This window comes from Nocardia sp. No.11 (assembly GCF_038752175.1).
GTDB lineage: Bacteria > Actinomycetota > Actinomycetes > Mycobacteriales > Mycobacteriaceae > Nocardia > Nocardia canadensis.
In genome coordinates, this window is record NZ_JBCGFB010000008.1 from 1 (window position 1) to 24,578 (window position 24,578).

At 67.5% G+C, this 24,578-nt stretch carries 29 protein-coding genes and 1 pseudogene; 10 read left to right on the plus strand and 20 right to left on the minus strand.

The genetic code is table 11. The features are described from left to right. A pseudogene (locus V8688_RS04245) lies at positions 1-2,011 on the minus strand (hypothetical protein); the annotation flags it as partial. 386 nt (positions 2,012-2,397) lie between these two features. On the opposite strand from V8688_RS04245, the gene V8688_RS04250 reads away from it, so the two are divergent. The 3 genes from V8688_RS04250 to V8688_RS04260 are packed head-to-tail and all read left to right on the plus strand — an operon-like array spanning position 2,398 to position 3,769. Continuing rightward, a complete protein-coding gene (locus V8688_RS04250) occupies positions 2,398-2,781 on the plus strand; it encodes a hypothetical protein (protein ID WP_316573542.1) in 384 nt (127 codons plus the stop codon). 41 nt (positions 2,782-2,822) lie between these two features. Beyond that, the gene (locus V8688_RS04255) at positions 2,823-3,320 is read left to right on the plus strand and encodes a DUF6301 family protein (RefSeq protein ID WP_218719441.1); all 498 of its coding nucleotides are present in this window, start codon (positions 2,823-2,825) and stop codon (positions 3,318-3,320) included. Next, positions 3,317-3,769 (plus strand): hypothetical protein, encoded by a 453-nt coding sequence (locus V8688_RS04260; RefSeq protein WP_342800204.1) that lies wholly within the window; start codon positions 3,317-3,319, stop codon positions 3,767-3,769. The genes V8688_RS04255 and V8688_RS04260 overlap by 4 nt, the downstream gene beginning before the upstream one ends. 30 nt (positions 3,770-3,799) lie before the next feature. Here the strand turns inward: V8688_RS04260 and V8688_RS04265 are convergent, their stop codons facing one another. The 3 genes from V8688_RS04265 to V8688_RS04275 form a co-directional block, all read right to left on the minus strand. Continuing rightward, a complete protein-coding gene (locus V8688_RS04265) occupies positions 3,800-4,117 on the minus strand; it encodes a hypothetical protein (protein ID WP_218719439.1) in 318 nt (105 codons plus the stop codon). Between the two features lie 114 nt (positions 4,118-4,231). Then, positions 4,232-5,026: an ESX secretion-associated protein EspG gene (locus tag V8688_RS04270; RefSeq protein WP_218719438.1), complete on the minus strand. Its 795-nt coding sequence runs from the start codon at positions 5,024-5,026 to the stop codon at positions 4,232-4,234. Further along, positions 5,023-7,032, minus strand: a complete 2,010-nt coding sequence (locus V8688_RS04275) for a hypothetical protein (protein ID WP_342800205.1) — start codon at positions 7,030-7,032, stop codon at positions 5,023-5,025. The genes V8688_RS04270 and V8688_RS04275 overlap by 4 nt, the downstream gene beginning before the upstream one ends. 257 nt (positions 7,033-7,289) lie before the next feature. Here V8688_RS04275 and V8688_RS04280 point away from each other — a divergent pair, with 257 nt between their 5' ends. Then, complete coding sequence (locus tag V8688_RS04280; RefSeq protein WP_342800206.1) at positions 7,290-8,789, plus strand: hypothetical protein; 1,500 nt, start codon at positions 7,290-7,292, stop codon at positions 8,787-8,789. A gap of 32 nt (positions 8,790-8,821) precedes the next feature. Next, positions 8,822-9,265, plus strand: a complete 444-nt coding sequence (gene dtd / locus V8688_RS04285; protein WP_218719452.1) for a D-aminoacyl-tRNA deacylase — start codon at positions 8,822-8,824, stop codon at positions 9,263-9,265. Between the two features lie 33 nt (positions 9,266-9,298). Here the strand turns inward: dtd and map are convergent, their stop codons facing one another. From map to V8688_RS04335, 10 genes are all read right to left on the minus strand, one after another. Continuing rightward, positions 9,299-10,096 (minus strand): type I methionyl aminopeptidase, encoded by a 798-nt coding sequence (gene map, locus V8688_RS04290; protein ID WP_316573537.1) that lies wholly within the window; start codon positions 10,094-10,096, stop codon positions 9,299-9,301. A gap of 25 nt (positions 10,097-10,121) precedes the next feature. Further along, entirely contained in the window at positions 10,122-10,667 is a 546-nt protein-coding gene (locus V8688_RS04295; RefSeq protein ID WP_218719434.1) for an adenylate kinase, read from the minus strand. Next, positions 10,664-11,986 carry a preprotein translocase subunit SecY gene (gene secY / locus V8688_RS04300; RefSeq protein WP_218719433.1) on the minus strand — a complete coding sequence of 441 codons (1,323 nt, stop codon included), beginning with the start codon at positions 11,984-11,986 and terminating at the stop codon, positions 10,664-10,666. The genes V8688_RS04295 and secY overlap by 4 nt, the downstream gene beginning before the upstream one ends. 155 nt (positions 11,987-12,141) lie before the next feature. After that, the gene (gene rplO / locus V8688_RS04305) at positions 12,142-12,585 is read right to left on the minus strand and encodes a 50S ribosomal protein L15 (protein WP_019045071.1); all 444 of its coding nucleotides are present in this window, start codon (positions 12,583-12,585) and stop codon (positions 12,142-12,144) included. A gap of 1 nt (position 12,586) precedes the next feature. Then, positions 12,587-12,766 carry a 50S ribosomal protein L30 gene (gene rpmD / locus V8688_RS04310; protein ID WP_019045070.1) on the minus strand — a complete coding sequence of 60 codons (180 nt, stop codon included), beginning with the start codon at positions 12,764-12,766 and terminating at the stop codon, positions 12,587-12,589. 2 nt (positions 12,767-12,768) lie between these two features. Beyond that, positions 12,769-13,419, minus strand: coding sequence for a 30S ribosomal protein S5 (rpsE, locus tag V8688_RS04315; RefSeq protein WP_218719432.1), 651 nt, complete (start codon positions 13,417-13,419; stop codon positions 12,769-12,771). Positions 13,420-13,450: 31 nt separating this feature from the next. Then, positions 13,451-13,858: a 50S ribosomal protein L18 gene (rplR, locus tag V8688_RS04320; protein WP_218719431.1), complete on the minus strand. Its 408-nt coding sequence runs from the start codon at positions 13,856-13,858 to the stop codon at positions 13,451-13,453. A 2-nt stretch (positions 13,859-13,860) separates the two neighbouring features. After that, on the minus strand, positions 13,861-14,400 hold the full coding sequence (gene rplF / locus V8688_RS04325; RefSeq protein ID WP_019045067.1) for a 50S ribosomal protein L6: 540 nt from the start codon (positions 14,398-14,400) through the stop codon (positions 13,861-13,863). 15 nt (positions 14,401-14,415) lie between these two features. Continuing rightward, entirely contained in the window at positions 14,416-14,814 is a 399-nt protein-coding gene (gene rpsH, locus V8688_RS04330) for a 30S ribosomal protein S8 (protein WP_067491077.1), read from the minus strand. Between the two features lie 271 nt (positions 14,815-15,085). Continuing rightward, positions 15,086-15,808, minus strand: coding sequence for a YoaK family protein (locus V8688_RS04335; RefSeq protein WP_342800207.1), 723 nt, complete (start codon positions 15,806-15,808; stop codon positions 15,086-15,088). 326 nt (positions 15,809-16,134) lie between these two features. Between V8688_RS04335 and V8688_RS04340 the strand changes: the two genes are divergently transcribed. Next, positions 16,135-17,709, plus strand: coding sequence for an alpha/beta hydrolase (locus V8688_RS04340; RefSeq protein ID WP_342800208.1), 1,575 nt, complete (start codon positions 16,135-16,137; stop codon positions 17,707-17,709). A gap of 9 nt (positions 17,710-17,718) precedes the next feature. On the opposite strand, the gene V8688_RS04345 is transcribed toward V8688_RS04340, so the two are convergent. Together V8688_RS04345 and V8688_RS04350 are read right to left on the minus strand one after the other, a co-directional pair. Next, on the minus strand, positions 17,719-17,931 hold the full coding sequence (locus V8688_RS04345) for a hypothetical protein (RefSeq protein ID WP_342800209.1): 213 nt from the start codon (positions 17,929-17,931) through the stop codon (positions 17,719-17,721). 67 nt (positions 17,932-17,998) lie between these two features. Continuing rightward, complete coding sequence (locus V8688_RS04350) at positions 17,999-18,253, minus strand: hypothetical protein (protein WP_342800210.1); 255 nt, start codon at positions 18,251-18,253, stop codon at positions 17,999-18,001. Positions 18,254-18,400: 147 nt separating this feature from the next. Here V8688_RS04350 and V8688_RS04355 point away from each other — a divergent pair, with 147 nt between their 5' ends. Then, the gene (locus tag V8688_RS04355; RefSeq protein WP_342800211.1) at positions 18,401-18,838 is read left to right on the plus strand and encodes a hypothetical protein; all 438 of its coding nucleotides are present in this window, start codon (positions 18,401-18,403) and stop codon (positions 18,836-18,838) included. A 278-nt stretch (positions 18,839-19,116) separates the two neighbouring features. On the opposite strand, the gene V8688_RS04360 is transcribed toward V8688_RS04355, so the two are convergent. The 4 genes from V8688_RS04360 to rplN are packed head-to-tail and all read right to left on the minus strand — an operon-like array spanning position 19,117 to position 20,560. Next, positions 19,117-19,302: a type Z 30S ribosomal protein S14 gene (locus V8688_RS04360; RefSeq protein WP_014981705.1), complete on the minus strand. Its 186-nt coding sequence runs from the start codon at positions 19,300-19,302 to the stop codon at positions 19,117-19,119. Between the two features lie 4 nt (positions 19,303-19,306). Continuing rightward, positions 19,307-19,870 (minus strand): 50S ribosomal protein L5, encoded by a 564-nt coding sequence (rplE, locus tag V8688_RS04365; protein WP_019045062.1) that lies wholly within the window; start codon positions 19,868-19,870, stop codon positions 19,307-19,309. A gap of 1 nt (position 19,871) precedes the next feature. Beyond that, positions 19,872-20,189: a 50S ribosomal protein L24 gene (rplX, locus tag V8688_RS04370; RefSeq protein WP_019045061.1), complete on the minus strand. Its 318-nt coding sequence runs from the start codon at positions 20,187-20,189 to the stop codon at positions 19,872-19,874. Between the two features lie 2 nt (positions 20,190-20,191). Then, on the minus strand, positions 20,192-20,560 hold the full coding sequence (rplN, locus tag V8688_RS04375; RefSeq protein WP_043647623.1) for a 50S ribosomal protein L14: 369 nt from the start codon (positions 20,558-20,560) through the stop codon (positions 20,192-20,194). Between the two features lie 303 nt (positions 20,561-20,863). Between rplN and V8688_RS04380 the strand changes: the two genes are divergently transcribed. The 3 genes from V8688_RS04380 to V8688_RS04390 all read left to right on the plus strand — a co-directional run bounded on the left by V8688_RS04380 (position 20,864) and on the right by V8688_RS04390 (position 24,565). Beyond that, entirely contained in the window at positions 20,864-21,310 is a 447-nt protein-coding gene (locus V8688_RS04380) for a hypothetical protein (RefSeq protein WP_218719426.1), read from the plus strand. A gap of 186 nt (positions 21,311-21,496) precedes the next feature. Next, a complete protein-coding gene (locus tag V8688_RS04385; RefSeq protein ID WP_342800240.1) occupies positions 21,497-23,479 on the plus strand; it encodes a M13 family metallopeptidase in 1,983 nt (660 codons plus the stop codon). A gap of 108 nt (positions 23,480-23,587) precedes the next feature. Beyond that, positions 23,588-24,565, plus strand: a complete 978-nt coding sequence (locus tag V8688_RS04390; protein ID WP_342800212.1) for an ABC transporter substrate-binding protein — start codon at positions 23,588-23,590, stop codon at positions 24,563-24,565. The last annotated feature ends 13 nt before the right edge of the window (positions 24,566-24,578 follow it).

Genomic DNA, 24,578 nt, shown 5'->3' on the forward strand with positions numbered 1-24,578 from the left:
CGGCCCCGCCGCGCGGTTCGGCGGCGCCCGCCCGGCTTTCGCCGTCGGCGCGGGTGTCGCCCGCACCGTCGGTGTCGGCTCGCGACTCGCCGGTGCCGCCGTCTCCGAGGACTTCCGGTGTGGCGGAACGACTTTCCGGAGCCGACGGGGTTCCGTCGGGCAGTCCGGTCCGAACCTCCGGCGCGCCGGGGCGGGTCGACGGCTGTCCGCCCTGCCCCTGCGAGGTCTGCTGACCGGGCGTCGCCTGCTGCCCCGGTGTGGATTGAGCTGGGCTGGAAGGTGTTTGCGCCGGGGGGGCCGCAGGCTGACCAGCAGCGGGGGTCGCCGCTTGGCCCGTGACGGGCGCCTGGCCGGTCGCCCCCGGGGTCGGCCCGCCGGTGGCCACCGGGCCTGCACCGACCATCCCGGTCGCCGGCGCCGCACCGACCTGGGCGGTGGCGTCCCGGTTGGCCATCTGGGTGTCGTTGGCCTGGGTGACCGGCTGACCGCCGGACTGCGCGTCGGTGCGGGTCCCGTCGTTGACGCCCACACCGCCGGCGTCCGCCTCGGCTTCCCCGGCGCGCGAGGTATCGGGCCCCGAATCAGACTGTGCCACAGGGCCTTCACCCTCGGCACGGGCGCCGCTGTCCTGACTGCCACCGTCCTGACGCCCACCGTCGCCGACCTGTGTGTCCCCGGTCTGCACCTCCGGCTTGGACTCCTGGCGTCCGCTCCCGGCACCGCCGCCATCGGACGCCGTCTGCCCGTCGTCTCCGGAATCCTGATTCGCCTGTCCCGCAACGGTATTCGTCGGGCCGTCACCCTCGGCTTCCGGCGTGGTCCCGCCGGCGGGGCGCATGGACTGGCTGTCGTCGCCCGCGCCTGCCCGCGCCTCACCCGAGCCTTCGTCGCCCATGGTGTCGTCGCCCGCACCGGCGCGCACGCCGTCGTCGCCGCCCACACCGGTCGCACCGTCGTCGGCGCCCGCCCGATTCTCACCGTCTGCACCGGGGCGGTTGGTCGAACCGTCACCACCGGCGGTGTTGCTGTCCTGCCCGAAGGTCCCGAGGTCGTAGCCGGGCCCCATGGCCTCGCGGATCCGGGAACTGAAGCTCGGGCGCTCGAACAGGCCGGGGTTCATCTTGGACCACGCGGCGTTGGCGCCTGCCTTGTTCAGGCCGGAGATACCGCCGTTGGTCGCGCCCGCGCTCCACATGAGCGGATCGGCGGCCGCGGTCTTGAGGTTGTCCCAGGCCTTGTCCCAGCCCTGGGTGAAGCCGTCGTAGGCGAACTGGCCGAGCATGCCGCCGCCCGCGCCGACCAGACCGGCGCCGGTGCCGGTGATCGCGCCCTTGAGCCACGGCGACATTCCGTCGCCGAGCCGCTTGCCGAGGAAGTTGCCAAACGGACCGGCCGCCAGACCACCCGCGGCGGAGCTGACCGCCGCGGCCTTCACCTGGTTCCAGTCGATCTCCTTGCGGTGGCCCTGATCCACCTGCCACTGCTGGACACCGAGTTCCTGCAGGGTGCCGAGCGCGGTGTCGATCGCCACGTGCTGGGCGGCGAACTTCAGCACCCGGGTGATCACAGCCTTCGCGCCGTGGCGCAGGATCGCGGCCAGCACCCGGCCGAAGATGGTGCGCGCCACGACCCGGGTCGCCGCGATCGCGGCCGCCTCCACCGCGGGCGCGGTCGGCGGAAAGATCCACGCCGCAGCGATTTCCAGCGCCAGCAGTCCGAGCGACGACAGGAACATGATCTTCGTGTATTCGATCTCGGTACCGGTCTGATAGACCGAATCGCCGAGAATGTCGAACAATTCGGCGAGCTTGGTCACCGATTGGTCGCCGCGGGCCATTCCCTCGAAGGCCTTGAGCATCTCATCGACGCCCTCACCCTGCGGATACGCCTTGAACGCAGCGTCTTTGGCGGCATCGATGTCGTCGACGAGACCACGAAGACTGTCGGCGGCCGTGCGCCAGTCCTCGGCCATGGCCCACATCTCGTCTTCGTTGCCTTCTGGCCATTCCATGCCAGCGAGGATCGAGAGCCAGTGCAGCCCGGACGGCAGATCGATCATGGAGGGCTACGTCACCAGCTCGAGTCCGTGAACGTCGCCATCGCCCCTCATCCCTCCGCAGTGGTGCCGAGTCGAGCACACCACAAGTCGTTCGCCTGCGCAACAGAGTCGCAGGCACCGGCGAATCACCGGTGACGACAGAATGAACGAGAGGCGGCCGGAACGTGCCCCCGGCGCCGCCATCCACCGGTCGGTACGGATGAACTTGACGACCCGGTTGCGCACGCGAAGGATCGAGGTCGGCGGCTCGCCGAAGCGCGGGCTCGACCGACCAGCACGGACCGACGAGCACGAGAGCCGGGCACGAACTCCAGAACACCGAGAGCAGGACGCACGCAATGGAATTGAAGCCCGTGGCCATGTACCGCGAGATGTATGAGGGCGCGCACGACGAGCTGCCCTCGGTACACGACGCGCCCACCGGCGCCGTCGAAGCCGACCGCGAGCGAATCCTGAACTACATGCGCAAGGTCCGCGCGATCTTCGATGTCATGGGCGAAGCACCCGACCTGTTCACCCCCGGCACCGACATCGAGGGCGGCCCCTCCCTCTACTCCGACGGCGTCTGGATCTGGCGCGAGGACTCCCTGAAGTACCTCGCCGACCAGCCCCTCGTCCTCCCGGCCGAGTTCGTCGACCATGTCCGCGCCCTCGACTACACCCCGCAGAACTTCGACACCCGCGACCCCGATTTCGACGCGGCGTTCCTGTCGTACTTCTGACCGTGCCGTCCTTGCCTGTCGCGAGCCAAGAGGAGAAACCGTTGACCGACTTCCGAACCCGGACCCCCGACGAGGTCGCCGAGCTGGGCAGTCGACTGCGCGCACTCGACTGGTCCTGGCAGCTCGCCGAAATACCCCAGATCGCCGAACGATTCGGCTGGCGCGTCGTCGCCACTTCGGAAGACGACGACTGGGCCATGCTCGATACCGGCCTCGGCTCGGCCAGCGGAAAGGTCTTCGCCGACGACGGCGACGTCGAACAGATCCAGGTCAGCGCCAGCACCATCGGCCCCGACACCGACCAGACCCACACCCTCGTCCAGCAGGCCTACACCGCGATGGCCGCGCGACTCGAGGCGACGCTGGGCGCGCCGAGCGCCCGGATCACCGACGGTAGTCCCCAGCTGCGCTGGACCGGCTCCGCCTCGACACTGATCCTCGCGGCGCTCCCCCGCTCGATCACCCTCACCCTGGCGTCCAACGAATGGCTGGAACTCTTCGACGAAGGCGTCGAGCTCTCCCGACAGGGGCAGCTGTGACCGATTGGACCGCGTTCGCCGAACATCTGGCCGCCGAGCTCGAAGCCCTTCCGCTCGGCGCACGGGTGATCGTCTTCGAACCCGAACCCGCCCGCATCCGCCGCTTCGTCCAGTTCGCTCGCGACGAAGACGTGCTGTCGGCTCAGCTGATCGGTGACCGGTTTCTCGACGAGAGCCGGCGGCCCGACCCTGCCGGGTACCGGGCGATCACCGACGCCGGCTGGAACCAGCCCGACGTGGACAACGCCCATCTGTGGTGGGTCGACTTCGACGCGCCGATCACGGGCGAAGACCGTCGCCGCGCCGCCGAGCTCGCCGTCGCCGGACTCCGCGACGGGTACGGCATCACCAGCCCCGCCGGGCTCGTCTACGACGCCTGGACGGACCGCGCCGGCCACCCCGATCTCGACCTGCCCACGCTGGGCCTGAGCCGTCAGTCGATGCAGTAGCGGCCGGACCGAGCGCGTCGAGTTCGCCTCCTACGTCAACCCGTTGCGGTTGCCCTGTTCCATCTTGTCGATGTAGTCGGCGCTCTCGGTCTGGCCGTCCGCGAAGTCGCCCATGGACTTCGCCATGGTCTTGACGTTGTCGCTGGTGTTGGTCCAGGAGGAGTCGTAGCCGTCGTTGCCGCCGGGGCCGTCGTTGAAGCTCTGGCCGAGTTTGTCGTTGCCCCAGACGTTTCCGCGCCCGTTCAGCGAGCTGTTCAGGGTATTGATGATGTTGGTGAGCTGGGTTCCGACATTGCGCGACTTGCCCGCCGCGGTCCGGAAGTTGTCGGCGTCGTATTCGAACGTCATCGCCCTCATCCCTCCACGAGTGGTAGCACCGAGCACACCACAAGTCCTTCGCCTGCGCAACAGTCTCACACGGCGGAGCGAACCTCGCGTGACGCCGCCGTGAACGTCCGGTACCTAGGCGTTCGCCTCCCAATGGGACTCCACCCGCGACATCATTCGCTCGATCGAGCTGTTGACCGCGTCGACCAGATCGGATCTGGACATCGGTGTGGCGAGCGGGTTCTCGTTCGGCAGGCCGATGACGTAGCGGCCGTCGTCAGGCAGGTCGCGCCAGACCAGGATGTCGCGGTGCATGCCACGGGAGCCGAACATCGACTGGTTCTGCAGGATGTTGATCGTGCCGGTGCGCTCGGCGGGCCGATTCAGGAATTCGGCACTGCGATCGACGATCGAGGTGTCGGCTTCCTCGAAGAACATCGAGGTCTGTCGCTGCTGGTCGTCGTCGCGGCCGGTGCCGGTGACCAGCGGGATGATGCCCCCGCGCCCCGCGCCGGTGGCGGGCATGAGGTCGACGATCGCGTCGGCGAGCCCGTACGGCCCGATGTCGACGACGACGTAACCGCCACTGTGGGTGGGGGTTTCACCCGGAAGCTGGTAGATCAGATACCCGCTGGCACCGGCCCGGGCGGCGCGCGCCTTGAGCCAGTACTCGGCGTTGCTGCGCGCGTCGTCCTTCCAACCGCGCAGGCGCACATACGCTTCCGGCCGTTCGAGCACGTCGAAGACCGTGCGCAGCGCCGGATCGGCGGTGTGCTGTAGCCGCTGCCAGACCTGGTACTTCTCGGCCTCGTAGTCCTCGTGCAGACGCGTCGTGGACTGGAAGGTCAGTGGGCGTGGCAGATCGGTGCCGACGAAGCGCTGCCACAGCACCCGGAATTCGATGTCGGTGAGTTCCCAGCGCTGGCTCACGCGCCGACCTCCGGACGCGCACGGGTGATCGTTCCGGGATCAGTGTCGTCGAGTGGTGCAATCGGCGCGTGGAACTCCTGGTCGGGCATCGAGAACGCCTGGTCGGGCAGCTCGAGCACCGGGACCGACGCTTCGGCGCCCTCGACCACCTGGGCGGGCGCCTCGGTCGACAGCGACTCCGCGACCAGGCCGGTGATGGGGGCGACGATCTCGTCCAGGCCGGACAGCAGGTTGGAGAAGTCGGGCAGCGACGCCCGCGAAGCCGTGGCGGTTTCCGTCGTCTCCCCGGGCACGCCGGCGCCGTCGGGATCGGAGGTCGCGGTTTCGACGCCGAGCAGTTCGGCCAGCGGCGACAGCGCGGGGTTGCCCGCGATCAGCCCGGTGAGCTCGGGCGACTGCGCGAGGATCTCCTTCAGGTCGGGGAACTGACCGAGGAGGTTGCCGAGCTGGCTGAAGTCGGGTAGGCCCGACGCGGTGGTCGAGCCGGTCGTGTCGGCCGAGATCTGTTGCAGCGCAGTGGCCAGCGAGGGCAGCGCCTGCGTCAGGGAACTGACGGCGGAGGTGACCGCCGACATCACCGAGGACAGGATGCTCGACATATCGCCCGAGCCCGAACCACTGCTCGAGCCGGTCGACCCGCCCGACCCCGCGACCGAGCCGGTCGAGCCGGTCGAGCCGGTCTGACCGGTCGACCCGGTCTGCCCGGTGCCACTCTGGGTGCCCTTGGTCCCGTTCTGCTGCAACGCGGACTGCGCCTGCTGGGCGGCCTGCAACGCCGCCTGCTGGGCGGCCTGGCTGGCAGCCGTCTGCTGGGAACCGCCACCGGAGTTGTTGCTTCCGCCACCGGAGTTGTTGCCGCCGCCGTTGTTGCCGCCGCCGTTGTTGTTTCCGGCGTTGTTGTTGTTTCCGGCGTTGTTGCCGCCGTTGTTGTTGTTGCCGTTGTTGTTGTTATTGTTGTTGTTGTTCGGCGTCGTCACCGGGCCCTTGGGCGCCGCGGGTTCGGCCGCCGCCGGGAACAACTTCTCGGTGTTCATCACCCCGTTGACGTAGTGACGCTCGTACCGATCGCGGTTCTCCTGCAGATCGTCGTCGCACTTGTCCTCGGTCTCGATCGGCATGCAGACCTTGGTCGCGTACAGCCAGTTCGCGGTGTACTCGAGGTTCGACTGCATCATCCTGAAGGAATCGCTGGCCACCATCGCGGATTTGCCGAAAGTGGCGATCGCCGCCCGCGCGGTGTCGCCGCCCTGGCTCTGCCACCGATCGGCGGTGATCGAGGCGAGCTTCTGGTCGAGGTCGTAGGCGGCGCCGTGCACCGCGTTGGCCATCGCCTCCCAGATCGGGGCGTCGTTGGCCACTTCCTGCCAGGAGATGCGCTGACCGAGGTCGTACATGTCGCGCCAGGACATGTTGTCCGCCGCCCGCACCGGAATCCGCACCCCCACCGACTCCGCGGTCGCGGTACCCACGTGCTTGGGCACGTTGGCGGTCTCGATGTCGTAGTTGTGCTTCTCCATCTTGATTTCCATGCCGGTGCCCTGTCGCACCTTGACATCGACTTCCCAGTGCGCCGGCTTGTAGCCACCGGCTTCGGTGACCTCGCCCTTCAGGTCCTTGGCTCCGGGCGCGGAATTCACGTCCTTCAGCTGCCCCTTGAGCGCGGCGATATTGTCGCCCGAGCCCTTGTCGGTCTCGGTGTAGGACTCGCCCGCGGCCTTGAACATGGTCACCAGGTCCTCGAGCGAATCGATGTAGCGCCCGATGAGGTCCTTGGCCTGGGTGGCTTCGGTGATGAACTTGGTCCGCAGTGGTGGACCCGCGTCGACCTGGCTGCCGCCGAGCTTCGACTCGTCGTAGTTGTTGAGATCGTGGTCGCGAATCAGGTTCTGACAGCCCTTGAATATCTCGATCGCCGAGCTACACGCCTTGGCGGCTTCGAGCGCGGCGCCCGTCTCCACCTTGATCTTGGCCTTGCCCGCCAACCCCTCGTAGGGAGAATCTCCCACGCCAACCGCTCCTCGCAGCGCCCCACCGACGACCCTCGCGCAGTCGGCTCGATCGCATGCATTCTAGTAAGCAATGCGAAATATGCACAGCCACAGGGAAACACCGGACTCCCTCGTGGATGAACATCCGGGTTCGCCGGACGGTCCGGCAGCCACCGCCGATCTGTGCCAAACTCGGACGACACACTGAACGGCCGCCCAGTGGCCGTGCTCGAACGATGGATGAGGCCAGGATTGACGTCGCGATGGAATTGCTCATGACCGATGTGAGCGGCCTCGAACGGCGCGTAGCGGCCGACCGTACCGCGACCAGAAGCCAGGCCCCCGCCGACTACCTGCGGCTGGCCGGCTCCCTCGCCGAGCTGGCCCAGGGCCTACTCGCCACCCGGGATGATCCGTCGGGTCGCGATCGCACCGCCGAGGCGCTGGAACCGGCCCAGGAGGCGGTCGCCATCCGGCTGCACTGGCTGGTCGGCGGCTACGTCAGCTACGAATACGCCGGTGCGCTGCAGGATTCGCTGCGGCTGTTCGAGCAGGCGACGCGGCTGGTCGGACATCGGCAGCTGGCCACCAACACCATTCGCAGCGCGTGCCAGGCGTATCGCCAGGTCGCGCAGGACTATCCGGATGTGCAGCCGATGTGCGCCGACGGGCTGTCCAAGTGCGGCGTGTGGTTGATGCGGCTCGATCACGACGCCGCGGTGGCGGCCACCGAGGACGCGGTGCGGATCCGCGCCGCCATGTACGCGCGCACCTGCGAACAGCCCGGCAAGTATCTGGCCAGCCTGAGCACACTGCTGCGCACGATGATGGTCGGCCGCTCACGCAAGCAGGCCATCGCGAGCTATCGCACGCTGTATTCCGAGGTCACCTCCGCGGCGAGCACCGCGCGATTGCGCGAGACCCGGGTCGAAGAACTCGATCTCACCGTCAAGACCACCCAGGCGCTGATCAAGCTGGGCGCGCCGACGCTGGAGCGGGCCGGGCGGCTCACCCAGCAGCAGATCCTCTACCAGTCGGGTGGCGACCTGGCCACCATCGACGAGATCAATTGGCGGCTGGCGCTGGTCGGGCTCAAGCCGCTCGCGGCGGGCGCGATGCCGGAACCGCCGTCGCGGCCGGTGGAGATCTCGGCGACCTACGGCGCGCTCGCGGTGCGCTGCTCGGCGCCGGACGCGCTCGAGCAGGTGCGGGCGGCGATCGTGGCGGCTTTCGCGCGCGACGGTGTCGAGCCGGTGGACCCGGGACGATTCGCCGGGGTGCACGAAAAGCACTGGGGGGTCAAGGAACCCGTCACCAACCCGGCCGTAGAGCTGTCCGCCGATGTGGTGCTGGTCGAGAAGTCCTCCGGCAGCTGGATTTCGGTGAAGAGCCTGAACTGGGAGATCGGCGCGCTCGGCAAGCATCCGCTCGCCGTGCGGCTCTCGGAGAAGTGGCCGGTCCTGACCGTCGCCACCATCGAGAACATCTCCTACGAGCTCTGCCTCTACGACAACGGCGTCGCCACCCAGTACGCCGCGCTCGGCAGGCCCGCCGGACAGGCCCCGCTCGACGCGCCACTGGCGCCCCTGGACTTCGCGACCCTGGCCGACTACGGCGCCGACTACGCCTCCGAAACGCAGGTCCGCGCGGCCTTCGGCAACGCGCCGATGTTCGCCAAGGTCACCGAGCTGCCCGGCAGCGGCATCCGGCAGGCCGCGGAGAGTCGCCCGCTCACCGAGTACGGCACCGACATTCTGTTCTTCGGCAAGCCCTGACCCGTCGTCGGCGCCTGGCATGATCGGTGCTTGTGCGAGTACTGCTGCAGCGGGTGACCAGTGCCCAGGTGAGCGTCGACGACGAGGTGGTCGGCCGGATCGACCCGGCCGGCGCGGGGGTGCCGCACGGGCTGCTCGCCCTGGTCGGGGCCACCCATACCGATACCGAGGCGACCGCGAAAGCCCTGGCGGACAAGGCGTGGCGGCTGCGGATTCTCGACGGTGAGCGCTCCGCCGCGGACCTGAACGCGCCCATCCTGGTGGTCAGCCAGTTCACCCTCTACGCCAATACCGCCAAGGGCAGGCGACCGTCCTGGAACGCGGCCGCCCCGGGGGAACATGCCGAACCTCTCGTCGACACCTTCGCCGATACCCTGCGCGAACTCGGCGCGACCGTGGCCACCGGGCACTTCGGCGCGCACATGCGCATCGAGCTGACGAACGACGGCCCGGTCACCATCCTGCTGGAAGGCTGACCGGGCCGTCGTTCGAAACCTGCTGCGCGCCGACTACTCCGGGCGCAGGGTGAGAATGCGCGGACCGTCCTCGGTGACGGCGACGCTGTGCTCCCAGTGCGCGGCACGGGTGCCGTCGGTGGTGACCACGGTCCACTCGTCGTCGAGGGTCTTGGTCTCGGTGGTGCCCAGGGTGAGCATCGGCTCGATCGCCAGGACCGAGCCGACGACCAGGCGCGGGCCCTTGCCGGGGGCGCCCTCGTTCGGCAGGAACGGGTCCATGTGCATCTCGCGGCCGATGGCGTGACCGCCGTAGCCGTCGACGATGCCGTAGGCCCGGCCGTGCTCGCGCTCGGCGGCGCGGGTGCCGAGCTCGATGGCATGCGAGACGTCGGTGAGGCGATTGTCCGGCAGCATCGCGGCGATGCCCGCTTCCATCGACAACTTGGTCGCCTCGCTCAGCAGCGCGTCGGCCTCGATGATGGTGCCGACGCCGAACGTCCACGCCGAGTCACCGTGCCAGCCGTCGAGGATGGCACCGCAGTCGATGGAAACGAGATCACCCTCGGTGAGAATTTCCTTCGCCGAGGGGATCCCATGGACCACACGATCGTTGACCGAAGAACAGATCGAGCCGGGGAAGCCGTGGTAGCCCTTGAACGACGGCACGGCGCCCGCGTCCCGGATCACCTGCTCGGCGACCTCGTCCAGCTCCAGCGTCGAGACGCCGGGCTTGGCCGCGGCGCGGACGGCGACGAGCGCCCGCCCGACGATCGCGCCGGCTGCCGCCATGGCATCCAGCTCGCCCGCCGAACGGAACGGCACGACCTTCTTCTTACGGTTGAAGACCATCCGGCCTCAGTACTCCGATCGGTGGTTACTGACCGAGCGCCTTCAGCGCCCGTGCGTTGACTTCGTCGACCTCGCCGATACCGTCGACGGTCACGACCAGACCGTCGTAGTACTCGAGCAGCGGCTCGGTCTCCTCACGGTAGACCCGCAGCCGGTTGCGGATGACGTCCTCGGTGTCGTCGGCGCGCCCACGGGCGAGCATGCGCTCGACCACGGTGTCCTCGGCGACCACGAAGCACAGCACGGCGTCGAGCGCGGTGCCGTTGTGCTCGAGGATCTTCTTCAGCGCGTCGGCCTGGTCGGTCGTGCGCGGGTACCCGTCGAGGACGAAGCCGTTCGCCGCGTCCGGCTCACCGACGCGGGCCTCGACCATGCGGTTGGTGACGTCGCTCGGGACGAGGTCACCCGCGTCCATGTACTTCTGCGCTTCGCGACCGAGGGCGGTCTGCTGGCTGATGTTCGCGCGGAAGAGGTCTCCGGTGGAGATGTGCGGAACGCCCAGCTTTTCCGACAGCAGGACGGCCTGAGTACCCTTGCCGGCACCCGGCGGACCGAGCAGAACAACTCTCACTTGAGGAACCCTTCGTAATTTCGATTCATCAGCTGGCTCTCGATCTGTTTGACCGTGTCGAGACCCACGCTGACCATGATGAGGACCGCAGTACCGCCGAACGGCAGGTTCGCCGCTCCACCGGTCGAGCCCATGTCCAGGAACAGGTTCGGGAGGACGGCGACCAGACCGAGGTAGATCGAGCCAGGCAGGGTGATGCGGCTCAGAACGTAGTTGAGATAGTCGGCGGTCGGCTTGCCCGGACGGTAACCGGGAATGAAGCCGCCGAACTTCTTCATCTCATCCGCGCGCTCCTCCGGGTTGAAGGTGATCGCGACGTAGAAGTAGGTGAAGAACACGATCAGACCGAAGTAGATCGCGATGTAGACCGGGTTGCCCGGGTTCACCAGGTACTTCTGGATGATCTCCTGCCACCAGCTCGGCTCCGTCGCCGTGCTGGACCCGGTCAGCTGCGCGATCAGGTTCGGCAGGTAGAGCAGCGAGGACGCGAAGATCACCGGGATGACGCCGGCCTGGTTGACCTTCAAGGGCAGGTAGGTCGAGGAACCGCCGTACATCTTGCGACCGACGACGCGCTTGGCGTACTGCACCGGAATCCGGCGCTGGCCCTGCTCGACGAAGATCACGGCCACCAGGATCACCAGGACGGCGGCACACACGAGGCCGAAGATCAGGCCACCGTCGGAGTCGAGGATCCGCTTGCCGTCGATCGGCAGGCGGGCGGCGATACCGGCGAAGATGAGCAGCGACATGCCGTTACCGACACCGCGCTCGGTGATCTGCTCACCGAACCACATGACCAGCGCGGCACCGGCGGTCATCACCAGGACGATGATGATCATGCCGAAGATGCTGGTATCGGCGAGGATGGGCTCGGTGCAGCCCTGCAGCAGCTGACCGCGCGCGGCGAGCGCGACGAGACCCGTGGCCTGCAGGATCGCCAGCGCGATCGACAGGTACCGGGTGTACTGCGTCATCTTGGTCTGGCCTGCTTGGCCTTCCTTGCGCAGTTCCTCGAACCGCGGGATGACGACGGTCAGCAGCTGGATGATGATGCTCGCGGTGATGTACGGCATGATGCCGATCGCGAACACCGACAGCTGCAGTAGCGCACCACCGGAGAAGAGATTGATGAGCTGGTAGATACCGGCGGAATCACCGCCGGAGACCAGCTTCACGCAGTCCTGGACCGCGCGGTAGTCGACGCCGGGGGACGGCAGCGCGGCACCCAACCGGTACAGCGCGATCAACCCCAGCGTGAAGAGAATCTTCCGCCGTAAGTCCGGAGTCCGGAAGGCCGATACGAAGGCGGAAAGCACAGATCCTCCTGGCGAACGACATGGTCATGCCATGCGACTTCGGTTCTACGGAAACGTCAGCCGATGACGAGCTTGGCAGACAACACTTGAACTCTAACAGTGACACCGGACGAGCTCGCGACTCGTCCGGTGTCCACTGCTGACTAACAGTACCGTCAGGCCAGTTCGGTGACAGTGCCACCGGCTGCGGCGATCTTCTCCTTGGCGGAGCCGGTCACCTTGTCGGCGGTCACCTGGACCGCCACGCCGATCTCACCGTCGCCGAGAACCTTGACCAGCTCGTTCTTGCGAACGGCGCCGGCCGCGACGAGCTCGGCCTTACCGACCGTGCCGCCCTCGGGGAACAGCTCCGCGATGCGGCCCACGTTCACAACCTGGTACTCCACGCGGAAGCGGTTGGTGAAGCCCTTCAGCTTCGGCAGGCGCATGTGCAGCGGCATCTGGCCACCCTCGAACGCCGGGGAGACGTTCTTGCGGGCCTTGGTGCCCTTGGTACCGCGACCGGCGGTCTTGCCCTTGGAACCCTCACCGCGACCCACACGGGTCTTCTCGGTCTTGGAACCCGGCGCAGGACGCAGGTGGTGCAATTTGATGGTCATGTCAGACCTCCTCAACAGTTACGAGGTGGCGCACGACGTTGATCAGACCGCGGTTCTGAGCGTTGTCCTCGCGGACAACACTCTGACGGATCTTGCGAAGGCCCAGCGTACGCAGGGAGTCCTTCTGATTCGCCTTGGCGCCGATGGTGCTCTTGATCTGGGTCACCTTGAGATCAGCCATGGTCAGGCTCCCTGTCCCGCACGCGCACGCAGCATGCCCGCCGGAGCGACATCCTCGATCGGCAGACCGCGACGCGCGGCAACCTCTTCGGGACGCTGGAGCATCTTGAGCGCGGCAACCGTCGCGTGAACGACGTTGATCGCATTGTCGCTACCGAGCGACTTGGCCAGAATGTCGTGAATGCCGGCGCATTCGAGCACGGCACGCGCCGCGCCACCGGCGATCACACCGGTACCGGGCGAAGCCGGACGCAGCATGACGACGCCGGCCGCCGCCTCACCCTGAACCGGGTGGGTGATGGTCGAGCCGATCATCGGGACGCGGAAGAAGCCCTTACGAGCCTCCTCGACACCCTTCTGGATGGCCGCGGGAACTTCCTTGGCCTTGCCGTAGCCGACGCCGACCAGACCGTTGCCGTCACCGACGATCACGAGGGCGGTGAAGCTGAAGCGACGACCACCCTTCACGACCTTGGAGACACGGTTGATCGCGACTACGCGCTCGAGCTGGTTCTTCTCGGCAGCGTTGTCGCGGCGGTCGCCGCCACCGCGACGATCGCCACCACCGCGGCGGTCGCCACGGTTGCCCTCGGGGGCATTGCTGTTCTGTCCGGCGGGTCCGTTGCCGCCGTCACGCCGCTGACGTCCCGGCATCAGACGTTCCTTCCGTTCGAAATAACAGTCATCAGAACTTCAACCCGCCTTCACGAGCGGCATCGGCCAGCGCCGCGATGCGGCCGTGGTAGTCGTGACCACCACGGTCGAACACGACCGACTCGATACCGGCAGCCTTGGCGCGCTCGGCGATCAGCTGACCGACCTTGGCGCCCTTGGCGGACTTGTCGCCCTCCAGCGCGCGCACATCGGCCTCGATCGAGGACGCGGCGGCAATGGTCTTGCCCACCGAGTCGTCGACGAGCTGAGCGTGCAGGTGCCGCGAGGAGCGGTTGACCACCAGGCGCGGACGCTCGGTGGTGCCGACGACCTTCTTGCGCAGACGGAAGTGACGGCGGGTCTTGGACAGCCGACGCTTGGTCGAGTTGTCCTTGCCCAGCGGAATCCGCTTGGCCTTCTGGTTAGCAGTTTGCGCCATGATCACTTACCCGTCTTTCCGACCTTGCGGCGAACGACCTCGCCGGCGTAGCGGATGCCCTTGCCCTTGTACGGGTCGGGCTTACGCAGTCCGTGGATGACAGCGGAGATCTGGCCGACCTTCTGCTTGTCGATGCCGGACACAGAGAACTTGGTGGGCGATTCCACCGCGAAGGTGATGCCCTCCGGGGCCTCGATCGGCACCGGGTGGCTGTAGCCCAGGGCGAACTCGAGGTTCGAGCCCTTGGCGGCCACACGGTAACCGACACCGAAGATTTCCATCTTCTTCTCGTAGCCCTTGGTGACACCCTCGATCATGTTGGCGATCAGGGTGCGGGACAGGCCGTGCAGCGAGCGGTTGGCGCGCTCGTCGTTGGGACGGGCCACCTCCAGCTCGTTACCTTCACCCTTGGTGACGGTGATCGGCTCGGCCACGGTGTGCGACAGGGTGCCCTTGGGCCCCTTCACCGTGACGACCTGGCCGTCGATGGTGACGTCGACGCCGGCCGGAATCTCGATGGGCTTCTTACCAATACGCGACATTAGTCCTGACCTCCCTTACCAGACGTAGGCGAGGACTTCGCCGCCCACGCCCTGCTTGGCCGCCTGACGGTCGGTGAGCAGACCGGTCGACGTGGAAATGATCGCCACGCCGAGGCCGCCGAGGACCTTGGGCAGGTTGGTGGACTTCGCGTACACACGCAGACCCGGCTTCGAGACGCGACGCAGGCCCTGCAGGCTGCGCTCACGGCTGGGGCCGTACTTCAGATCGACGACGAGGGCCTTGCCCACCGGCGCGTCTTCGGTGCGGTAATCGGCGATGTAGCCCTCACGCTTCAAGATCTCGGCGATGTTCGCCTTGAGCTTGGAGTGGGGCGCCTTCACCTGATCGTGGTACGCCGAGTTGGCGTTGCGCAGACGCGTCAAGAAGTCTGCGATCGGATCAGTCATGGTCATGGTTAGACCTCGACACCTTTCTCGCTGCGGTTCCCATGCAGCATCGGCGCGCTCACACACGCCGACCGTGGGCCTACAACAATTCGGCTGGTCCGGACGGCACTTACCGACCGGATGAGTTCTCTTAACGAGCTCTCGGCGCCTGGACCGTCCGCCCGCTTACACACATCAGCGAGGCGCCAGCGGACACAGAGGTGCCCAGGCAACCGCTCTAGTGTAGGCAACGCCGTGGTCAGGACCAAATCGGGGTCGGTTCGCGCGGCCGGATGCGTCAGGCCGCGACCGCGCGCGCCGCCTTGGCGGTGAGCATCGCCGCGGCGGCCGAGACGGCGGCGGCCACGATGAGCATCAGCTCGCCACCGACGACCAGGCTCATCACACCACCGAGGAAGGCGCCGACCGCGAAGGCCGCGTACTGCCCGCCGTAGCCGAGCCAGTCGCGAGCGCTACCGCCGCTGACATGGCTTTCGATCCCCTGGCTCAGCTTCACGACGGTCCCGGTGGCATAGCTCAGCGGGACGCTGGTCTCGCCGTTCTTCACGAACGCGGTGTTGAGCGCGCCGACCGCGAAGGCGACGAACGCGATGGGGATGAACCCCACCTCCTGACCGCCGGTGCGGTCGAGGGCGAAGTCGACGACCGCGGCCACCACCAGCGCCGCGGTGGTCACCGCCGCGGCGCCGTGGCGGCTGTCGCGCCACCACCGCCTGCGCAGCAGCGAGGCGACGAACACGCCGAGCCCGAACGAGAAGAGCAGCGTGATGGCACCGACGGCCAGCAGCTGATCATTGTCGAACCAGCCGAGAACGGCCCGCTCGGTATTTCCGGTCATGAATGTCACGAAATATCCGGCGGAATGCGTATAGGCGGCCGCGCCGATGAATCCGGCCAATATCGAAAGAAAGGCGACCATCGGCATCGCGCCCGCGGGAATCCCGCGTAGCGGCGCCCGGTGGGCCAGGTCACGCCCGGTTTTCTCTGTGGTTGTCGTCACCATCCCACTCCTCCGGTTGTCCTGGAATTAGGGATCGTCTTTGACACCCGGTCGCGCCACATTTCCGCGCGACCATCCCGACCCTAGCGATGGATCAGAGGGTCGGCCACCGCGATTTCACGATTATCGGGAAAAACACAGAATTGACCTCGGGATATTTAACCTCACGTTCACCGAACAATTCGAAACAAATTCCCGCGCGGGCGGTCCGAACCAGACCGGACGGGGGTGCGCTCGGCGAATTCCGTTCGCCGCCAACTAGTTTCCTGAGGAAAGCATGTGATAGCTTCGCGAGGTTCGCCCGATCTGTGCAGGAGGCTCGGCAGTTGTATTCGCGCTCTGGGCGCCGTGGAACTCGCCGTAGCTGGACTCGCGTTCTCGCTGTTCTGCTCGGTCTCGGCGCCCTCACCATCCCCGCGCCCGCCCGCGCCGCCGATCCGTACGTCGACCCGCTCGCCGAGGCCGCCGGCACTCCCGACCTGCGGTGGTCGGATTGCGAGGACGGCTTCTCCTGCGCCTGGGCGCAGGTGCCGCTGGACTACCGCAGTCCGCAGGGCGAGCAGATCGACCTGGCGGTGATCAAGCTGCCCGCGACCGATCCCGACCGGCGCATCGGCACCCTGTTCGTGAACTTCGGCGGGCCCGGACCGTCCGGTGTCGATCGGCTGCGGGAGCGGGCGCGGTGGCCGTGGTTGTTCTCCGAGGAGCTGCGGGCCCGGTTCGATCTGGTGTCGTGGGACCCGCGCTCGGTCGCACGCAGCGCCCCGACCAGCTGTTTTCCCTCGTACGACGAGCAGCAGGCCTACTTCGCGACCTTCCCTGGCACACCGTCGAATCCCGCCGAGGAGCCGGAGTTCTTCGACCGCTCCGCCGATATCGCGGGCCGCTGCGCGGAGTCCGCGGGCCCGATCCTGGCGCACGCCTCGACCGCGAACACCGCCCGCGACCTGGAGTTGCTGCGCCGCGCGGTCGGCGATGCCGCGCTGAGCTATCACGGCATCTCCTACGGCACCCAGGTCGGCGCGGTCTACGCCAACATGTTCCCGGGCCGGGTGCGGGCGATGGCACTGGACGGGTCGCTGGACTTCGAGGGCAATGCGAACGGACACGGCACCGACGGCGCGACCCTGCCGCTGGACACCAGGCAGGGCGTGGCCGACGCCGTCGCCGAGACCTTCGACGCGTTCCTGCGCGCCTGCTCGGCCGCGGGCCCGGACTGCGCGTTCTCGGCGGGCGAGCCGAAACTCAAATGGATCGCGCTCGCCGAACGCGCGCGCTTGGCGCCCATCGTCGTCGACGGCACCCCGTGGACGTACGGGCAGCTCGTCGCGGCCGCGGGCAGCCTCGCGCGCCCGGAAACCTATCCCGACCTGGCGCTGCTGTTGCAGCAACTCTTCGACGCGGGCACCGCGCTGGTTCCGGCCGTGACGCACGACGCGGTCTTCGCGAAAGAGCAGCCGGGCAATCGCGTCGAGGCGTTCTATTCGATCCAATGCGCCGACAGCGCCGTCCCGACCGACCCCGCCGTCTACAGTCGGGCCGGCGCCCTCGAAGACCTGCGCGTCCCGTATTTCGGCCGCACCGCCGTCTTCAACGCCATGCCCTGCGCCTTCTGGCCCATCCACGACGCCGACCGCTACACCGGTCCATGGAACCGCGACACCGCCGCCCCGATCCTGGTCCTCAACAGCAGGTACGACCCGGCGACGCCCCTGCGCGGCGCCGTCGCCGGCGCCGCGCAGCTGGCCAACGCCCGCGTGGTCGTGATCGAAGGCGCGGGCCACAGCAGCATGTACGTGCCCAGCACCTGCGCCGAACACGTCAAGCGCGACTACCTGTTCACCGGCCAACTCCCCCCGGCCGACCTCCGCTGCGGAATCGACCGGTCCCCCTTCCGCTGACCAGCTTCGTCAGCGGGTCACACACACCATGCTGAGCAGCGGGCCGTAGGGATTCTCCGCACTGCCCGCGAGGACGAGCAGTCCACCGACCGGACTGCAGAGCACATCCAGACTCGACGAACCACTGTCCGCGACCGGCGCCTCGGCGTGCGCGGAGGCCGCGGTGACGGCGGGGGTGAGGAGGAACAGGGCAAGAGCGGAGGACACGGCAAACTTCTTCATGGGCCTACCGTGCCGTCCACCCTCGCTGTGCGCACGCCCCGAGTTGCCGGGGCAACAGCTCTGCGGGCTATCCGACGATCATGCACATCAGGTCGTACAGCGGCGGCTTCTCGACGCTGCCCGTGGCAAACAGCACCTGCGCGATCGGCGAGCAGATCAGCGCGGTCTCCGACGACCCCGACCCGCCCTGCGACGACCCCGTTCCGCCCTGCGACGACCCGGATTCGGCGACCGGTGCGGGCGCGACGGGAGCGGCGGAGGCGACGGCGGGCGCAGACAGCAGTGCGCAGGACAGAACAGCGACGGTAGCGATCTTCTTCATGCGCCAAGGGAACACGACAGAGCCGCCCCACAAGAGTGAAATTCGCATATTTCACCCATCTTCCGGTCACCACGCGCGCCGACCGGCCGAATTGTCGGTGCGGACTGCGATCCTGGACATCCATCGACCCGTGTGGGGGAAGAATCAATGACCTACGACGACTGCGGCTGGCACTCGGATACCACGTCGGAGCTGGGCTTGGACAGCGAGGCGGGGGCGACCCATATCGGGATGTTCTACGCGTGGGCCGTCGCCCACGACCTGCATTCGCCGACCGTGCTCGTCTGGGGCGAACCGGAACCCCGGCCGCGACCGGAGCTTGCGGCCTTGCGCGAGCGCACGAAGACACCCGGCCGCTATCTACTCGACCACTGCTGCGGAGAACTGAACGAGGGCGACCTCAATGCCCGCGGCCAGGCATTCGCCGCGGCCGTCTACCGCCAGTACCTGCGCGCCTACGACCGCGTCCCCGAGGTCGCGCGGTACGAGACCACCTATCACGTCCCCGACACGTGGGAGACCTACGACGCCGTCGCACCTCTGCTCGACGAGGCGTGGACGGAATGGCGGGCACACGCCGGCTGATCCATTCCGGAAACGCGCGAAGCACGGAGTCCCGGTGGGGACTCGCCTGCGGTTCGCTCCCCAAGCGACCGTGGGAACAACGACCACGGTCGATCGCCGCCGCCGCGCTGAGGCGATTGCCCGGATTCGGACCACGAGTCCATCGCCCGCATCACCGGGCCGCCCGTTCAACGCATCGACTGACCTCCGAATACGCAGCAGAGCACGGACTCCCTGTCGGGAGCCCGTGCTCTGCTTCGATATTCGCCTAGGTGGCTGCGCTCACGAGGAGCGCGGGGTCACCAGGAGCTCTTGTGCACGCCCGGGAGCTCGCCACGGTGGGCCATCTCGCGCAGGCACACGCGGCACAGGCCGAACTTGCGGTACACCGCGTGGGGGCGGCCGCAACGCTGGCAGCGGGTGTAGGCGCGGACCGCGAACTTCGGCTTGGCGTTGGCCTTGTTGACCAGTGCTTTCTTGGCCATGTGCTCAGTTCTCCTTGAACGGGAAGCCGAGGTGCTTGAGCAGCGCACGGCCTTCTTCGTTGTTGGTCGCAGTGGTCACCACGGTGATGTCCATACCGCGCGGGCGGTCGATGGAATCCACGTCGATCTCGTGGAACATCGACTGCTCGCTGAGGCCGAACGTGTAGTTGCCGTTGCCGTCGAACTGCTTCGGCGACAGACCGCGGAAGTCGCGGATACGCGGCAGCGCGATGGAGACCAGACGATCCAGGAACTCCCACATGCGGTCGCCACGGAGGGTGACCTTGGCACCGATCGGCATGCCCTCACGGAGCTTGAACTGCGCGATCGACTTGGTGGCCTTGCGGACCTCCGGCTTCTGACCGGTGATCAGCTCGAGGTCCTTGATGGCACCGTTGATCAGCTTCGCGTCACGGGCGGCGTCGCCGACACCCATGTTCACGACGACCTTGACGACGCCCGGGATCTGCATCACGTTGGCGTACTCGAACTCGCTGTTCAGCGCGTCCTTGATCTCGGCGCGGTAGCGCGCCTTCAGCCGGGGCTGAGTCTGCTCAGAGGTGGTCATGTCAGATGTCCTTCCCGTTCTTACGGGAGATCCGAACCCGCTTGCCGGTCTCTTCGTCGGTGCGGTAGCCGACGCGAGTCGGGTTACCGTCGGAGTCGACGACCATCACGTTGGAAACCTGGATGGGGGCTTCCTGGGTCACGATGCCACCCGAGGAGGCGCCACGCTGGTTCGCGGAATCCGCGACGTGCTTCTTGATCCGGTTCACGCCTTCGACGAGAACCTTGCCGGTCGCCGGGTAGGCCTGGATGACCTTGCCCTTGGCGCCCTTGTCCTTGCCCGAGATGACGAGGACGGTGTCACCCTTGTGCACCTTCATGGTCAGAGCACCTCCGGGGCCAGCGAAACGATCTTCATGAAGCGCTTGTCACGCAGCTCACGGCCGACCGGGCCGAAGATGCGGGTGCCGCGAGGATCGTTGTCCGGCTTGATCAGCACGGCCGCGTTCTCGTCGAACTTGATGTAGGAACCGTCCGGACGGCGGCGCTCCTTGACGGTGCGCACGACGACAGCCTTGACGACGTCGCCCTTCTTGACGTTCGCGCCGGGGATGGCGTCCTTCACGGTGGCGACGATGATGTCACCGATACCGGCATAGCGACGCGACGAGCCACCGAGCACGCGGATGCAAAGGATTTCCTTCGCCCCGGTGTTGTCGGCGACGCGCAGTCGCGACTCCTGCTGAATCACTTCAGCACCTCCTGGACCTGGATGTATACGTACGCCGGATTGCCGACCCGACGCACATGGTCAGTCACCCTCCGGACGCGCGCCTGCCAGCGGAAATACCTACCACTGGGGGTTCACTGCCGGATTGCGGGCGCAGAGCTCCCGCAGGCAACCGGTCTAGTGTAGGTGAATCCCCAGGTCGACCCAAATCGGGGGTCGTTCCCACAAATCTGAAGCAGATATGTTTCAAATCTCTGTGGGCGCGGTCACGCCGTTGCTACGGTCGCCCTGCTCGTCGAGGTACGAGCTGATGAGGAGTCGCACATGCACATCACCCTGCCGACCATCCGCCGGATCGCGACCACCGCGAGCGCCTTCGCCGCCGTGCTCGCCCTGGCCGCCCCGCACGCCACCGCGGGGCCGATCATCGACATGCTCACCGACACCCTCACCGTCGGCTGCACCTCCAAGATCGATGTCGTCGGCCTCGACGACTACGTCGGCGCGCAGGTCGACTTCGTCGCCAACGGCAAGTTCTTCGCCAGCGACACCGTCGACCTGGAGGTGAACGTCGGCGGCGTCACCGTGGCCAAGGCTACCGCCTACTACCACGTCGAGACCGAGGTCGAGGTGCAGCTGTCGCTGCTGCTGCACGCCACCGGAGCACCACTGGTCACCAAGCGCGTGCCCACCGTCGCGAAGATCCTGAACGCGGGCAGCGGACTGGCCTGCGACATGGCGACCGGCAGCGCGGGCATCTCCTCGGACTAGCCGTCCCCGATCCGGCCCGCAGAACGGGCCGGGCTCACCGCTACCTCCACCGATCGGCCCGCCCGCCGGTAGCCTGGGCGGGCTGGATCGCAACGAGCAGGGGTGCGGCTGCCGCATCGGGGAAGGAACCTAGTGACATCGTCCGGTCGTCCGTCGGTCGTGGATCGGCGCGCATTCCTGATCGCCATGGGCCTGGTGCCCGTCGCGGCCGCGCTGGCCTCCTGCACGTCCGATTCCCCCGAAGTGAAGCTCACCGGCGTGGACATGGGCGGCGGCGATCCGGCGATCCGCCCGCAGGACGACCTGTACCGCCACGTCAACGGCGCCTGGCTGCGCGACTACCAGCTGCCGCCGGACAAGTCCTCGGTCGGCGCCATCACCGACGCCAACGACCGCACGCTCGAGCAGCTGCGCGCGATCATCGAGGGCATAAAGGACCCGAAGCCGGGGTCGGAGGCCCAGCAGATCAAGGACCTCTACGACGCCCGCCTCGACCTCGACGAGATCGAGCGCCTCGGTATCACGCCGCTCAACGGCTTGTTCGGCGCGCTCGACAAGGCCGCGGGCAAGCCCGAGCTGGCCAAGGTCATGGCCGAGGCGCCGATCTCCGGGCTGATCGGGATGGGCATCGGCATCGACCGCAAGAACTCCAAGGCCTACATCCCCAGCGTCAGCCAGGCCGGGCTCACCCTGGGCGAGCAGTACTACCGCAAGCCCGAGTTCGCGACGCAGCTGGCCGGCTATCAGACCTACCTCGAGCAGCTGGCCAAGGGCCTCGGCATGGCCGACCCGGCCGGGGTGGCGCAGCGGACCGTCGACCTGGAGAAGCGGATCGCCGCGAATCACTGGGACAGCGTGCGCCTGCGCAACACCGACGCCACCTACAACCTGATGAGCTGGCAGGAGCTGACCGCGCTCGGCCCGCAGTTCGACTGGGATCCGTGGCTGGCGGGCATGACCGACCGGCCCAAGTCGCTGTTCGACAAGATGGTCGTCGGCCAGCCGTCGTTCATCACCGCGGCGGCGCAGCTGTGGAGCGAGGTCGACCTCGCCCAGTGGCGCGACTACCTCAAGCTGCACATCGCCAACACCTACGCGCGCTTCCTGCCCAAGGCGATCGCCGACGCGCGCTTCGACTTCGTCGGCCGGGTGCTCAGCGGCCTGGAGGAGAAGCCGGAGATGTGGCGCTCCGCGGTGGGCGTCGTCGACGACAATCTCGGCGAACCGCTGGGAAAGCTGTACGTGGACAAGCACTTCCCGCCCGCGGCCAAGGAACGCGCCATGGAGATGGTCGACGACCTGCGCGCCGCCTACCGCGACAACTTCACCAACTCGACGTGGATGTCGCAGCCCACCCGCGAGGCCTCGATCGCCAAGCTGGACAAGATCGTCGCCCAGATCGGCTACCCCGACAAGTGGGTCGATTACTCCTCGGTGCAGGTGACCCGCGGCAAGTTGATCGAATCTCTCATCGCCATCAACGCTTTCGAGTCCAAGCGCGCGTTCGCCCGGCTCGGCACCGAGGTGGACAAGTCGGAGTGGAGCATGTCGCCGCAGACGGTGAACGCCTACTACAGCCCGACCACCAACCAGATCGTCTTCCCCGCGGCCTACCTGCAGCCGCCGTTCTTCGACAAGGACGCCCAAGACGCGGTCAACTACGGCGCCGTCGGCTCGACGATCGGGCACGAGATCGGACACGGCTTCGATGACCAGGGCTCCAAGTACGACGGTGACGGCAACCGCCGCGACTGGTGGACGCCGGAGGATCGCGCCGCCTTCGACGCCAAGACCCAGCAGCTCATCGAGCAGTACGACGTGCTGGTCCCCGAGGGCGCGCCCGAGGGACAGCACGTCAACGGCGCGCTGACCGTCGGCGAGAACCTGGCCGACCTGCGCGGCCTGCAGATCGCGCTGGCGGCGTATCAGAAGCTCGCCCAGCGCACCGGCGAGCAGCCCGACTTCCGCACCATGTTCTTCTCCTGGGCGCGGCAGTGGCGCGACAAGCAGACCGAGGAGGCGACCCTGCAGTCCCTGCAGGACACCCACTCGCCCAACGAGTTCCGCTGCAACCAGGTCGTCCGCAATATCGGCGAGTTCTACACCACGTTCGAGGTGAAGGACGGCGACAAGCTGTTCATGCCGCAGGACCAGCGGGTGACACTGTAGGGACGATTCCCCCTCCGAAACCGACGTAGGTTAGCCTAGGCTGACCTACGCTGGAACCGGCTCGACGAGCCGATCGAGGAACCTTCCTCGATGAAGGAGGATGCAACGATGACGTCTGTTCGGACTTCGCGCGGCTGGCGGCGCGTGGCCGTGGCCGCACTCGCCGGTGCGCTCGCCTTCGGCGTCGCCGCCTGCGGTTCCAGCGACGATGCCGCGGGCTCGGGTGAGCCGGTCTCCATCACCCACGCCAAGGGCGAGACCACCGTCACCGGGACGCCGACGAAGATCGTCGCCCTGGGCAACCAGTGGCTCGACACCTCGCTGGCGCTCGGCGTCGTCCCCGTCGGCTACATCGACAACGTCTCCGCGGTCTCCAAGAGCACCCCGCCGTGGGAGCCGGAGAGCCTGAAGTCGGCCAAGGCCCTCAACACCACCGGCAGCATCGCCGAGCAGGTCGCCGCGCTGGAGCCGGACCTGATCCTGGCCGATCCGTTCATCGCCGATCAGAAGACCTACGACGAGCTGTCCAAGATCGCGCCGACGCTGCCCGCGCTGACCAAGGACGCCGTCAGCCCGTGGCAGGACCAGGTCACCGCGCTGGGCAAGGTGCTGCACAAGGAATCCGACGCGACCGCGGTGATCAAGAAGGTCGACGACAAGCTCGCCGCGATCAGCACCGCCAACCCGGGCCTGAAGGGCAAGACCTTCGCCAGCACCTGGCTGGCCAGCCCCGCGCAGCTGATGGTGCTGACCGACCCCAACGACGGCTCGGCCAAGGTCTTCACCCAGCTGGGCATGGGGATCCCGGCCAACCTCACCGCGCAGCCGTCCAACCAGGGCCGCCTGGCGCTCTCGCCGGAGCGCGTCGACGAGCTGTCCGCCGACCTGCTGCTGGCCGGCTACTCCCCCGGCCTGGACGAGAAGTACCGCCAGCTGCCCGGCTACAACGAGCTGCCGTCGGTGCAGAAGGGCTCGGTGGTCTTCCTGACCACGCAGGAGATCAGCGCCATCAACCAGCCGTCCGCGCTGTCGGTGCCCTACATCCTCGACAAGCTGGGCCCCGCCTTCGCCGCCGCGGCGAAGTAGCACCTCCCCCACC

Coding starts and splice junctions, on each gene's coding strand:
- V8688_RS04250 (WP_316573542.1), top strand. CDS start 2,398: ATGGAATTGAAGCCCGTGGCCATGTACCGCGAGATGTATGAGGGCGCG.
- V8688_RS04265 (WP_218719439.1), bottom strand. CDS start 4,117: ATGACGTTCGAATACGACGCCGACAACTTCCGGACCGCGGCGGGCAAG.
- V8688_RS04280 (WP_342800206.1), top strand. CDS start 7,290: ATGACCGATGTGAGCGGCCTCGAACGGCGCGTAGCGGCCGACCGTACC.
- map (WP_316573537.1), bottom strand. CDS start 10,096: ATGGTCTTCAACCGTAAGAAGAAGGTCGTGCCGTTCCGTTCGGCGGGC.
- rplO (WP_019045071.1), bottom strand. CDS start 12,585: ATGACCATCAAATTGCACCACCTGCGTCCTGCGCCGGGTTCCAAGACC.
- rpmD (WP_019045070.1), bottom strand. CDS start 12,766: ATGGCTGATCTCAAGGTGACCCAGATCAAGAGCACCATCGGCGCCAAG.
- rpsE (WP_218719432.1), bottom strand. CDS start 13,419: ATGCCGGGACGTCAGCGGCGTGACGGCGGCAACGGACCCGCCGGACAG.
- rplR (WP_218719431.1), bottom strand. CDS start 13,858: ATGGCGCAAACTGCTAACCAGAAGGCCAAGCGGATTCCGCTGGGCAAG.
- rplF (WP_019045067.1), bottom strand. CDS start 14,400: ATGTCGCGTATTGGTAAGAAGCCCATCGAGATTCCGGCCGGCGTCGAC.
- rpsH (WP_067491077.1), bottom strand. CDS start 14,814: ATGACCATGACTGATCCGATCGCAGACTTCTTGACGCGTCTGCGCAAC.
- V8688_RS04345 (WP_342800209.1), bottom strand. CDS start 17,931: ATGAAGAAGTTTGCCGTGTCCTCCGCTCTTGCCCTGTTCCTCCTCACC.
- V8688_RS04350 (WP_342800210.1), bottom strand. CDS start 18,253: ATGAAGAAGATCGCTACCGTCGCTGTTCTGTCCTGCGCACTGCTGTCT.
- V8688_RS04355 (WP_342800211.1), top strand. CDS start 18,401: ATGACCTACGACGACTGCGGCTGGCACTCGGATACCACGTCGGAGCTG.
- V8688_RS04360 (WP_014981705.1), bottom strand. CDS start 19,302: ATGGCCAAGAAAGCACTGGTCAACAAGGCCAACGCCAAGCCGAAGTTC.
- rplE (WP_019045062.1), bottom strand. CDS start 19,870: ATGACCACCTCTGAGCAGACTCAGCCCCGGCTGAAGGCGCGCTACCGC.
- rplX (WP_019045061.1), bottom strand. CDS start 20,189: ATGAAGGTGCACAAGGGTGACACCGTCCTCGTCATCTCGGGCAAGGAC.
- V8688_RS04380 (WP_218719426.1), top strand. CDS start 20,864: ATGCACATCACCCTGCCGACCATCCGCCGGATCGCGACCACCGCGAGC.
- V8688_RS04385 (WP_342800240.1), top strand. CDS start 21,497: ATGGGCCTGGTGCCCGTCGCGGCCGCGCTGGCCTCCTGCACGTCCGAT.
- V8688_RS04390 (WP_342800212.1), top strand. CDS start 23,588: ATGACGTCTGTTCGGACTTCGCGCGGCTGGCGGCGCGTGGCCGTGGCC.